The 12,729-nt window shown below is 33.2% G+C and carries 11 protein-coding genes; 6 read left to right on the forward strand and 5 right to left on the reverse strand.

Features of this window, described 5'->3' with window-relative positions; translation table 11 throughout:
* Nucleotides 1-25: 25 nt before the first annotated feature.
* Both ACF91D_RS05625 and ACF91D_RS05630 read right to left on the reverse strand, forming a co-directional pair.
* The gene (locus tag ACF91D_RS05625; protein ID WP_069793384.1) at nt 26-493 is read right to left on the reverse strand and encodes a PTS sugar transporter subunit IIA; all 468 of its coding nucleotides are present in this window, start codon (nt 491-493) and stop codon (nt 26-28) included.
* Nucleotides 494-512: 19 nt separating this feature from the next.
* The gene (locus ACF91D_RS05630; RefSeq protein ID WP_081325038.1) at nt 513-2,633 is read right to left on the reverse strand and encodes a BglG family transcription antiterminator; all 2,121 of its coding nucleotides are present in this window, start codon (nt 2,631-2,633) and stop codon (nt 513-515) included.
* Between the two features lie 307 nt (nt 2,634-2,940).
* Here ACF91D_RS05630 and ACF91D_RS05635 point away from each other — a divergent pair, with 307 nt between their 5' ends.
* From ACF91D_RS05635 to eutH, 3 genes are all read left to right on the forward strand, one after another.
* Nucleotides 2,941-4,359 (forward strand): sensor histidine kinase, encoded by a 1,419-nt coding sequence (locus ACF91D_RS05635; RefSeq protein WP_256093222.1) that lies wholly within the window; start codon nt 2,941-2,943, stop codon nt 4,357-4,359.
* Nucleotide 4,360: 1 nt separating this feature from the next.
* A complete protein-coding gene (locus ACF91D_RS05640) occupies nt 4,361-4,927 on the forward strand; it encodes an ANTAR domain-containing response regulator (RefSeq protein ID WP_069793385.1) in 567 nt (188 codons plus the stop codon).
* A gap of 98 nt (nt 4,928-5,025) precedes the next feature.
* The gene (gene eutH, locus ACF91D_RS05645; RefSeq protein WP_039068176.1) at nt 5,026-6,264 is read left to right on the forward strand and encodes an ethanolamine utilization protein EutH; all 1,239 of its coding nucleotides are present in this window, start codon (nt 5,026-5,028) and stop codon (nt 6,262-6,264) included.
* Nucleotides 6,265-6,574: 310 nt separating this feature from the next.
* Here eutH and ACF91D_RS05650 read toward each other — a convergent pair whose 3' ends face one another.
* Genes ACF91D_RS05650 through ACF91D_RS05660 form a run of 3 tightly spaced genes read right to left on the reverse strand, consistent with a single transcriptional unit; the run spans nt 6,575 to nt 10,233 of the window.
* Nucleotides 6,575-7,342 (reverse strand): SDR family NAD(P)-dependent oxidoreductase, encoded by a 768-nt coding sequence (locus ACF91D_RS05650; protein WP_039068175.1) that lies wholly within the window; start codon nt 7,340-7,342, stop codon nt 6,575-6,577.
* Between the two features lie 37 nt (nt 7,343-7,379).
* Nucleotides 7,380-8,771 carry a glutamine synthetase family protein gene (locus ACF91D_RS05655; RefSeq protein WP_081325039.1) on the reverse strand — a complete coding sequence of 464 codons (1,392 nt, stop codon included), beginning with the start codon at nt 8,769-8,771 and terminating at the stop codon, nt 7,380-7,382.
* A 22-nt stretch (nt 8,772-8,793) separates the two neighbouring features.
* Nucleotides 8,794-10,233, reverse strand: a complete 1,440-nt coding sequence (locus ACF91D_RS05660; protein WP_327620831.1) for an NAD-dependent succinate-semialdehyde dehydrogenase — start codon at nt 10,231-10,233, stop codon at nt 8,794-8,796.
* A 223-nt stretch (nt 10,234-10,456) separates the two neighbouring features.
* Here ACF91D_RS05660 and ACF91D_RS05665 point away from each other — a divergent pair, with 223 nt between their 5' ends.
* From ACF91D_RS05665 to ACF91D_RS05675, 3 genes are all read left to right on the forward strand, one after another.
* Entirely contained in the window at nt 10,457-11,530 is a 1,074-nt protein-coding gene (locus ACF91D_RS05665) for a M20 family metallopeptidase (protein WP_069793387.1), read from the forward strand.
* A gap of 108 nt (nt 11,531-11,638) precedes the next feature.
* Nucleotides 11,639-12,082, forward strand: coding sequence for a VOC family protein (locus tag ACF91D_RS05670; RefSeq protein ID WP_327620907.1), 444 nt, complete (start codon nt 11,639-11,641; stop codon nt 12,080-12,082).
* Nucleotides 12,083-12,175: 93 nt separating this feature from the next.
* Nucleotides 12,176-12,685 (forward strand): YfiT family bacillithiol transferase, encoded by a 510-nt coding sequence (locus ACF91D_RS05675; RefSeq protein WP_069793388.1) that lies wholly within the window; start codon nt 12,176-12,178, stop codon nt 12,683-12,685.
* The last annotated feature ends 44 nt before the right edge of the window (nt 12,686-12,729 follow it).

Raw genomic sequence — 12,729 nt, forward strand, 5'->3', positions numbered from 1 at the left:
AATGTTTCATTTTTTTAAAGGGTACTTATACTTCTTTGATTTCATGTTCAATAATATTTATGATTTCATTGCCATCTGCTGAATTTGCAATGGCTTCAAGTATTTTATTGTTTTGAAAAATTCCCATTAACTTTTGGAGTAATGATAGTTGTGCATCTTCTTTATCCATTGCGAGCATAAAAATTAATTTTACATCTGTTGTTGCTTCAAGTTCCCCCATAATGACAAAAGGTACGGTTTCTTTAAGTACAGCCACGCCGATAGACTTTGAATTAACGTGTTGAATGTCCGTGTGTGGAATTGCTACCGAACAATACACTGTAGGTAAGCCTGTAGCAAAGGATGCTTCTCTTTCAATAACTGCATTTTCATAAGACGCTTTTACGTACCCATTGTTGTACATACGTTTTGCTAGTTGACTTAATGCATCTTCTTTTGTCGCAGCCTCTAATCCAATAATGATGTTAGATGTATCTAATTTTAAACTTTCCATATGGCCCAACCCCTTTGATTTACTCTATAATTGAAAAGTGTTTAATGACTTCGAAAACTTGTGATTTTGAATCAGTTTTTATAATTTTTTGTACCATTTCAGTGTCTTGAGCCAAGTCTCGTAATTGTAATAGAGGTCTTAAATGTTTAAATTTATCTGTTGCTGCAATAATTACAAATATATTTACATTATGTCCTGTTTTTAGTGTTAATGGTTCATCTAATACCAACATACTCATAGAGGTGCGATTCACATTTTGTTCGTTTTCTGCATGTGGTATTGCGATATTTTGATTAATAACCATGTACGTTTCATCGAAATATTGAATCATAGAATCAATGTAATTAGCATCTATATAATGCTGACTATAAAGTGGTTTAGCAGCAACTTGTATGGCTTCCTCTATACTTTCAACGTGCGAGATTAGTTGAATATGATTTATAGGTAACAAATCCTGCAAATTTAAGTGATAATCTAACGATATTGAAGACGATTCGATTGATGTATAAGCATGAATCGAATCGAACTGTTGTTTAATTTCATTCAATAAGCTGTCCTCATTATGAATATCAGCGTGTTCACGTATCATTGCTACCATTTTTTGAGCGTATATATCAGTGTCGAACGTATTATTAAGTTGACCAAATACGTGTTGACGTAGATGATGTTTTTCTTTAGCGGTTAATATCGTTTTAGTAATATATAATCTCTTATTCGTCATGATGTGCATTGGAGAAAAGACTACATCAAAATCGAGAGTATAGTGGTTAAACTCGCGTAGTGATAACGCATCTAAAAATATAAATTCAGGAAATACACTTCGTAGTTCTTGTAACATTAATTGAGAAATTGAGGTTCCTTGTGTACAGACAACAACTGCTTTCACTTTTTTATCAATGTCTTCATCTTGCCTTCTTAAAATGCCCCCGATAATAATGGTTAAGTATGCAATTTCATTATCGGGCAGAGGTTGTCGTAATATTTTTTCCATTGGTTTAGAAGAGAGTTTTACAAGGTGAAACAATTCTTTATAATCATCTTTCAGAGTATTCTGTAAACTTTCGACGTCAGATAATTGATATCTAATTCTGTAAAAAGCTGGCTTCATATGAAACATTAATTGATTAAGTAATGTTTCACGCTCTTTAAAGGTGATAAAAGTGATTTTTTCAAATTGATCAAGCATAGACTGAAGTGCTACTTTTAATTCTGGTAAAAACGTTGAATCATCTAGTTCTGACCATTGCACACTTGTTGATAAAAGTTGTAATGCTATAAACAGTTTTTCTTGTCGAGGTATATCAGAGTAATTTGAAGTAAGTATTTCTGTTGCTCGATATTCCTCAGTGTCAGAGAGATCATCATAGCCAATTGAGAAGGGTGAAACAATTTTATTATGTTGGATTCTTCTAATAATAAAATAGAGTTTATAACGTAACGTTTGTGTACTTTGATCTATAAAATTGCTCTCTAAATACTGTTCGATTTTATTAATTTGTGTATCGATTATTTGAAGTTTGTCTTTGTGTAAGCCTAAAACATCCAAAATATCATCATTTAAAATGTTTAGTGTATATGCTTTATCAATTAAATTAGTTAAAAGTTTTCTTATTTCAAATTCATTACCTTTTAAATGATAGCCCTTTTGTCGTGAGTATTTCAGCGTAATATTATATGGTTCTAGTAGTGACTTTAATTGTTTTAAATCGTTTAATACAGTGTTCTTACTAATTTTTAAATCGATAGAAAAGTGATTTAACGATAACATTTCATCTTCTTTAAACAACATCAGTAAAATGAGGTGCGCGCGCTGCCAAGCAGTATATACTTGCTCATTTTCCTGTGGTAAAGGCTCAATATATACATTAAGAAAATGCTTTATTGCGTCATCAACGATGAAGAAGCCTTGGCTAGTACGCTCTATCGTAGGTAAATTTTGTTCAGTTAACCATGTATTGATTTTTTGGATTCTATAGCCAAGTTGTCTACGAGATATATTGAACATTAATTCGAGATCTTTGCCTTTAAGCCTAGGGTTTTTAATCAATTCTGTAATGACGCTAAAGTTTTCTGTCTGTATATTGAATCCCTCCCTTGTTGTTGATTCTAATTTAGCACATAGCATCAAAGAGTTGTACATTCATCAGACACAAATCCAATTTCATTTTATGTACATCATTGTGATAAACATTGCAATATTCAATGAACATCATTGGTCTAAGATTTTCATTAGATTGTGAAATTAATAAACATATAAAGAGTTTTCTGTATTTATGAGCAGTGGGAGAGGTGTTTTAATGATTGCAAGGATGACATATTCATCGCCTAGTGTGAAATTACTATAAAATTTTGAATTATTGCGTTTTGAATTGACATATTTTTGACAAAATTTCATAATAGTATATGAATATAAAAATCAAAATATTCACATAAATATGTTTGGAATGATGCATATCGATGAAGTAAGCATAAGATGTAAAGCAAGGACAATGTTGTCAGAGGCAGCAATAAATAAGATTTCAGAGGTATCAGAACAATTACAAATGATTGCCAACTTGAATCAGGCAAACGTTTTTATTGATTGTCCAATAGAAAAGCATGGTGAAGTTATTGTTGTTGCAGAAGCAGTTCCGGTGAATTGTAAAAGCTTGTATCAAGGGTCTGTAGTAGAAGCTAATGTTTATGAAAAGTTTGAGCCAGCTGTATTTGAAGTACTTTCAGGTAGTGAATTTGCACAACATCGCGCTATTTCGCAAGAGGGTAAAGTAGTAGAACAGAGCGCTACGCCAATTAAATTAGCTAATGAAATTATTGGTATTCTAATAATGGAAATAGATGTCAGTAATAAAATTATGGAAGAAAAAAGATTGAAAGCATTAACACAAGCAACCAGTACTTTAAGTGATTTGGTGTCGAATTCAGAGAGTGATCCAATTTTTGTACCAGACATGATTGAGGAAAGCTTGTTTGATTTAGATAATGAGTTGAACATACGTTACTTTAATTTAGCAGGAGAAGCAATGGTAAGTGAACTTTTACATTTGGACTGTGAAGCAGGATTGAATTTCATAGAATTGTTTCCATCTATCGAAAATATGTTAACAGATGGACGAATTATCACAATTGAAGAGCGTGCTCTAAAAGGACATTATTTTCAAATTAAATGTATACAGTTGCTTGAAGATGGTGTGATGACCGGTCATTTAATTTTGTTAAAAGATATTACAGATTTAAAAGAAAAAGAACGTGCATTAATATCTAAATCAGTCGCTATCGGTGAGATACACCATCGTGTGAAAAATAATTTACAGACTGTTGCTAGTTTATTGCGTTTACAGATGAGACGAGGATTACCCAATGGAAGTGAAAAGTATTTCCAAGAAAGCCTTAATAGAATTTTAAGTATCGCATCTGTTTATGAAGTGATACTAGATGAATCATCCACAGACTCTGTAAATATTGATAAATTAATTAAAAAAATTGGAAATATGATAGTTTATAACGAAACTCCTAATAAAAGGATACATATTGATTATAAAACAGATGAAAACATCCACTTAGTTTCAAATATTGCAGTGTCTATCGCATTAATTGCAAATGAACTTATAACGAATTGCTTAACACATGCTTTTAATGGACAAACAAAAGGGGTAATCACAGTTTGTCTATCATACAATGCTCAATATGAATTAATTAATTTAAATGTACAAGACACGGGCAAGACTGCGTGTGAATTCAAACAATCATTTGGTTTGAAAATTGTAAACACAATTACGGAAAATGACTTAGACGGGGCATTTATAATTGAACGTAACAGTGTTGGAACGAATGCGAGAGTGGAGTTTCAATACAAAGGGGAGAATTAAAATGACATCTATTATAGTTGTTGAAGACGAGTCAATCGTTAGGATGGATATCGTAGAAATGTTGGCAGCTGCGAATTATAATGTAGTTGCTGAAGTTGGTAATGGAGAAAAAGCATTAGAAGCTACTGATAAGTTTCGGCCAGATTTAATCATTATGGACATTAAAATGCCGAAAATGGATGGTTTAAAAGCAAGCAAAATCATTTCGAAAAAATATAATATTCCAATATTGCTACTGACGGCATATAGTCATTGTGAATATGTAGAAGAGGCGAAACAAGCTAATATAGTAGGCTATATTGTGAAACCTATTTCCGAAGCGCAATTATTACCAGCTGTTGAGATTGCAATGAGGCAAGCTCAAAATATTGCTGAATTAAGATTTGAAGTGGATCATACTAAAAAACAAATGGACGATAGGAAACTTGTTGAAAAAGCAAAAGGCATGTTGATGAAGCAATTAAATTTAACAGAAGAAGCAGCTTATCAGAAACTCAGGCGAAAGAGTATGGATAAGCAAGTGGGTATTGAAATTGAAGCTTCTAAAATCATAGAAAAATTGAGATAACAAAACAAGTGAATATAAAAAGCAAAGGTGCTTATTTGAATTAATCAAATAGGTACTTTTTTGTTTTTTTTATAGCCTTTAACAATGGGGGAATCATCATGGAGCATATTGGAACGGTAATTATTTATATTATTATGGCATGCGCAGTGTTAGGTGCATTTGGTGCGATTCGTAATGCAGATAAAGGTATAGGTAAAGAGTTTATGGAAGGAATTTATACTATTGGGCCTATTTTTGCTAATTCAGCAGGTATCATGGCATCAATTCCTTTTATTTCAAAATTCATAGAACAAGTTTTTGGACCACTATTTGACAAGATTGGTGCTGATCCAGCAATCGCAGCTACCTCTATACTTGCAACAGATATGGGAGGATATCAACTTGCAGATGTTTTAAAGCAAAGTTATGAAGGATGGATAATGGCGATGATTGTTGGTTTTATGGCAGGGGCAACGATTGTGTTTACAATACCGCTAGGGTTGCCAATGCTAGATAAACGAGATCATAAGTATATGGCGTTAGGAATATTGTCAGGGCTATTGGCTATACCATTTGGTGTTTTTATTTCCACGGTAATAATTCTATTAAGCCATACAAAAATTAGAACAGTTATTGATACAACAAGTGCAGCAACACATATATTTCAAATTAGCATGTCTACGGTATTTATTAATCTGTTACCATTAATTCTATTTGTATTAATCACAGCAATAGGGTTGTATTTCTTTTCTGACATTATGATTAAAATATTTATTGTCTTTGGTAAAGTTCTAGATACATGTATTAAATTAGTATTTGTCTTTTCTGTAGTAGAAATATTTACAGGTTTGTTTACCACTATATTTGGTAGTTGGGGATTTGATCCTATTATGGCTGATAAGCAAGACAATTTTAGAGCATTAGAAAATGCAGGTAATATCGCTATTATGTTATCAGGCGCTTTTCCGATGGTATATTTAATTCGTAAATATTTTTCTAAAGGACTGCACAAAGTTGGAAGTAAAGTAGGGTTAAGTGAGGTAGGAAGCGCAGGTTTTATTGCAACAATTGCGAACATTTTAGCAATGCTAAAACTTGTAAGAGATATGCCACCAAAAGATAAGGTGCTCAATATTGCATTTGGTGTATGCTCGGCATTCTTGTTAGGAGATCATCTTTCTTATACAGCAAATTTTCAACCTACACTGATACCTGCTGTAATGATTGGTAAGTTGAGTGCAGGTATTATTGCGATTATATTTGCATATATATTATGTATTCCAAAAGCTAAAAAACTAGAGGAAATTGATAGACGTGCCGGCATTATTGGTGAAAATGAATACCTAAAAAATAAGTAATAGTAATAGCTCGAGTCTATAAATCCAGAATTTTCATTATTCAGGATGATTGTTTCGAATATAATTCTTACAAAGTTGATAAAAAAATAAGAATGTCACAGTTATTGTATATAAAATTAAAAATCCCGAGACTTATAATGTCTCGGGGTTAATTTATGTCTTATTAAGCAAATTTGATTGAAAATACTTTAAGTTAATAGTTAACTTAAAGTATTAGTGTATGTCTATTTCTAAATGTGTACTAAAAGGCCATGAAGTACATGGTTTTTTACGTAAGCATTCTAAAGTATTTATATCAATGTGTAATTATTTAAAAGTAGTTTGCAGTGATACCACCATCTACGTTAATATTTGCGCCGTTCGTCCAGTCTGATTCATCTGACGCCAAGTATAACGCACAGTTTACAATATCTTCTGGTTTCCCGAAGCGGCCAGTTGGTTGTCTGTTTAATCTAGTGTTTTTAGCTTCTTCATCTGAGACTAACCACTCCATTAGTAATGGTGTTTCGATTGGTCCGGGACTTATTGCGTTAGTTCTAATACCTTTAGGCCTAAATTGTATAGCTAAGGATTTAGTTAAAGAAACAACAGCGCCTTTTGATGCGGTATAAGCATCTTGTGGTACAGAACAACCCATTTCGGCGACAAATGATGCAATATTAATAATAGAACCAGAATTACGTTTCTCCATTTCAGGAATTACATACTTTGTCATAAAGAAAATGCCTTTAACATTGATATTCATGACTAAGTCCCAAACATCTTCACTTGTATTTACTACAGAATTATCTGCTTCAGGCATAACACCTGCATTATTGTATAGTACATCAATTTTTCCATAAGATTGAACAGTGTCTGCAACTGCATTTTTAACATTCTCTTCGTTTGCAATATCTACTTTGAACAATGTAGCTTCGCCACCATTGTCTTTAATTATTTGCACAGTTTCAAGACCAGCTTGCTCATCTCTTTCAAAGACTGCAACTTTAGCACCTTCTTTGGCAAAGGTTTGTGCTGCAATTTTCCCCATACCGCCACCTGCACCGGTAATAATACATACTTTATCTTTTAGTCTCATAAATTGTTCCTCCTTATAATAATAGTTTTGCATGGTATTAGCTCTGTTCAAAATAACGTGAACGTTCCCAAGTAGTGACGTAAGAATCGAAATCATTTTGCTCTGATTGTGCAGCTTCTAAATAGTGATTTGCGACATCTTCACCTAATACTTCTGTGACAACTTCACTATTTTTCCATTGCAAGATAGCTTCATGTAATGATGATGGAATTCGAGTGATACTGTCTTGTTCATAGGCATTACCAAGCAATTCTTCGCTTAAAGGAATCTTGTTATCAATACCATATAGTCCTGCTCCTATAAGTGCGGAATATGCTAAGTAAGGATTCATATCTGCACCTGAAATACGTGATTCAAAGCGTAATGAATTGCCATCACCAACTACACGGTAACCTGCTGAGCGATTGTCTCTGCTCCATGCGATGCTAACAGGCGCCCAAGAGTTAGGGGCGAAACGTTTATATGAATTGACGTAAGGTGCAAACATTAAAGCAAAATCTTTAGTATATTTTAAAATGCCAGCTAAGAAATGTTGCATGATTTCAGATTTAGGTTCGTCGGCGTCATCACCAGCGTAGAAGGCATTTGTTTTTGTTCCTTTTTTCATCATGCTGAGATGTATATGACCACTCGATCCAGTCCACTCTTCGTAAGGTTTGGCCATAAAGGTTACGGATTTATCATTTTGTATACAAATTTCTTTCATTCCATGTTTGAACATGATGTGTTGATCAGCTGCATTTAAAGCATCAGAATATTTTAAATTGATTTCATGCTGTCCTTTGTATGCTTCACCTTTTGAAGATTCGACAGTGATTCCCATGAGGTGCATTTGGTGTCTTATTTCTTGATAAATAGGCTCGTTTTTACTGCCTTGTAGTAAATTGTAATCTTCATTTAAATGTCCAGCAGCTTCCAAATTGTTGTAACCTTGTTTTGAAATTTCTTCGAAAGAATTATTGAATAAGTAGAATTCTAATTCACTAGCCATATGTGGTGATAAACCATGTGATTCAGCCTTTTGGATTTGATGTTTTAATATATTTCTTGGTGCAATACAAATAGGTTCACTACCATCTACGGAATAGACATCACAAAAGACCATGGCAGTTTTTTCTAACCATGGCACAACTTTTAACGTATCTAAATCAGGTACTGCTAAATAGTCGCCATAGCCTTTATTCCAATTCATAAATTCAAAGTTTTCATTTGTATCCATTTCGAAATTTGTACCTAGTAAGTAGTTACAAAAGTGTGTGCCATCTGAAATATCATTTTCTAAAATAAAGTCTCCTGTAATTCGCTTACCCATGAGCCTTCCTTGCATATCACAAAATCCCATGATTATAGTGTCAATTTCATCTGATTTGACTAATTCAATTAATTTATTTTTTGTTATATTTCCAGTTACTCTATTTTTGTTTTGCATGTGTGACATCCCCTTAGCTATTTTATTTAAGTAAAGATAGTGAAATATATTTTAATTCTAGGAAGCCATCTAGACCGAAGTGACTACCTTCGCGTCCCATCCCGCTTTCTTTAATACCGCCAAATGGTGCTTGAGGTACACTTAATTGAGTTCCGTTAACGCCAATCATTCCAAATTCTAATTGCTCACTAATTTGATATACTGTATTGATGTTATTAGAGAAAAAGTAAGCTGCTAGTCCATAAGGTGAGGCATTTGCTATTTCTATTGCTTCTTTAGTAGATTCAAAAGTAATAATTGGCGCTACTGGTCCAAAAATTTCTTCTTGAGCGATCGACATAGTTGGCGTGACATCGGTTATAACAGTAGGTTGATAAAAAAGTTTAGATCCTGCTATATCAGCTTTGTGGCCACCTGTTTGAATAGTTGCACCATTTTTCTGAGATTCTGCTACTAATTTTTCAACTTTTTCAATAGCCTGTTGGTTAATTAATGGACCAACTTGTGCACCGGATTCATTACCAGGAGCTACTTTTAATTTATTGACTCTACTAATGATTTTTTTGGTCATTTCTGATTTGATATCTCTGTGTACGAGTATGACGTTAATTCCATTACACATTTGACCACTATTTTCAAATTTATTATCGACTATAGCGTCGGCTGCGTTATTTAAATCAGCGTCGGGTAATACGATTGCAGGCGCGTTACCACCAAGTTCTAGAGATATATGTTTTATTTGTTTGGAAGCTTCGCTCATTAAGGTTTTTCCAATTTCGGTAGAACCAGTGAAGGACATTTTTTTAACACGTTTATCGCTAAATAGTTTGTCAGATATTAATGAAGAGCTACCTGTAACAATATTAGCAACGCCTTTATCGATGCCAGTAGCTATTAGTTCTTCAAAAATAGCAATAGCAATTCTAGGTGTTTCACTAGACGGTTTCACAATAACTGTACATCCTGCAGCTAGTGCAGGCGCAACTTTACGTGCCACCATTGCACCTGGGAAGTTCCAAGGTGTAATTAGGCCACAAATACCTACGGGTTGTTTAATTACTGAAATACGTTGGTTTTCAGATGATGGTGGAATAATTTCCCCATATATACGTTTACCTTCTTCGGCAAACCAGCGAATGAATTTAGCACATACACCAATTTCACCAAATGCTTCGTTATATGGTTTGCCTTGTTCTTCACTCATAATAGCTGCAAGTTCTTCCTGTTTGTTAAGCAAGTTCACTGCCCACTTTTCTAAAAATGATTGTCTAGTTTCAGCAGTATAATTAGACCAACTTTCAAAAGCATTAGCAGCGCTATCAATTGCTTTTTGAACGGTTGAACCATCTACACTAGGAACTTCTCCAATAGTTTTACCACTTGCAGGATTGACAACTGATAAAGTTTTTTCAGTTTGAATTTGCTTCCCATTTATCCAATTGTAATTTAAATTTCGTGTCATAAAATCGCCCCTTAACGTGTAAAAAGGCGCTTATATACACAATCAACGAGATTGAGATATAAGCGCCTTTGCTTAATTTATATTTACTTGTGAAAATTCAAAATAATATTACCTGTTACTTTTATATATTGATATAAATAAAGATTACTAAAATTTTTAAATCTTGTCAATATTCAGATAATATATTATACTTTTTCACAATTAAAGGCAGGGGGTATGGTCAATGCAAGATATATTAGATTTACTAGAACATTTGATTCAATTTGATAGCTCTAGTCAACATACTGCAAATGAAACGATAGACTACTGTGCGGAATGGTTACAAAAAGAAGGTTTGGAATCAGAAATAATAATAAATAATGGTTATAAGATGCTTGTTTGTAACGTAGGAGAAGGTAATAAAAAACTTGTTTTAAATGGTCATGTTGATGTTGTTAGTGGTAAAAAGAACCAATTTACACCACAAATTGAAGAGGGCAAGATTTATGGGCGGGGCTCAGCAGATATGAAAGCAGGTGTCGCTTCATTTATGGTAGCGATGCGTGATTTGAAGAATATTAACTTAGGGGATGTCTGTGTTCAGCTTCAATTAGTAACGGATGAAGAAATCGGAGGATATAATTGCGCTTCATATTTAACGGATCAAGGTTATTTAGGTGATTTTGTAATTTGTGCTGAACCAACACAAATAGGGATCGGTTTTCAAGCTAAAGGTATTTTGCAATTTGATATTCAATTTAAAGGGAAATCAGCTCATGGTAGCAGACCTTGGGAAGGGGAAAATGCAATTGCTAAAGCAATGGAAGTTTATTATAAGATACTCGATTTGCCCTTTGCTAAAGAGTCTACTGATATATTTGACGCGCCTTCAATTAACCTCGCAAAAATTAAAGGTGGTGAAGTATATAATAAAGTTCCAGACGAGTGTTTGATTTCATTTGATATACGTTATTTACCGAATCAAGATAAAGAAGATATTTTAGCACAAATTAATGATGTTACTGATGGTGAAATTTCCTTGAACTTGACTGGTTCAAGTGTTAAAAACGAAATAAGCAATCCTTATATTCAAAAACTGATACAACATATAAAAACTGTTGGAGATAAAAATCAAGTTGAGTTGTTTGGCCAACATGGTTTTGCAGACACAAGGTATTATTCAAGGTATGATGTTCCCGCTATTGAATTCGGCCCATCCGGTGGAGAGTGGCATGGAGATGGTGAATATGCAATTATTGAATCATTAGAGACATATAAAGACATTATTATTTCATTTAGTAAGAATTTTGCTCATTAAAAAAGAATAACTTATTGATTGCGAGGGTAAAGTCTTACTGTAACGAAAATTAATTATAACCCTGGAAATAATATGCAATTAAATTACAATAATAAATGAGGAGATTTAATAAATAGAATCAATTTAATCACGCTAGGTGTTAAAGATTTGAAGACATCACTTCAGTTTTATAAAAATATTGGTTTTAAAAGAACTGCCGAGGTAACAGATGACAATTTAGCAATCGTGTTTTTTAATAATGACGGTACAAAATTAGAAATTTTCCCTATTGAAGAATTAGCAAAAGATATTAATGCAGATAATCCTCCTACAATAACCACGGGTGGTTTTATAGGTATTACTTTAGCTTATAACGCCAAATCTAAAGAGGAAGTCGATTCAATTTTAGAACAAGTCGAGACATTTGGCGCAATAGTTGTTAAAACAGCTCAAGATTTAGATTGGGGCGGTTACGGTGGTTATTTTACAGATATCAATGGTTACTATTGGGAAGTTGCATATGGAGATATGTGGGAATTTGATGAACAAAATATGTTGATTATACCGGATTAAATTTATGAGATTTGGTAATACAACTATTGAGGATAGAATTTATATAGTAGTCATAAGTAGAATCAAAAATAACTAATAATTAGGTGATTTAATATGGATGTAAAATTTCCGAGAGGTGAATTAGATGTGCCAGAAAATGTAACGCTAGATGATGTTCAAAAATGGCTAGTAGAAATCGACAATTATACACATCGTTTAAGAGATGTAGTTGGAAATATCACCAAAGAAGAATTAAATAAAACATATCGCGAAGGAAGTTGGAATGTACGACAATTGGTCCACCACATTGCAGACTCACAACTCAATATGTATCAAAGATTGAAATTAGCATTGACGGATAATAATCCAATAGTTCCGCCGTTTGATCAAGAAAAATGGGTGAAGTTGGAAGACAATTCAGTATCCATCGATTATTCTATTCAAATGTTAGAGGGTATTAATGCTCGTATTGTGGCCTTGGGTAAGCATATTGATAAAGATCAATTAGAACGTAAATTCACGCTTAAAGGTAGTGGCGAAATCACAGTTGCTACAAAATTAGCTAAATTGTCATGGCATGAAAACCATCATTTAGCGCACATAAAAATTGCATTATCTAAATAACTGCTAATATAGTCATTGGTAAATGAAAGAGACATCAGCTAACT

The sequence above is a fragment of the Staphylococcus sp. 231237_7MaSpsaltlick genome (assembly GCF_043107035.1).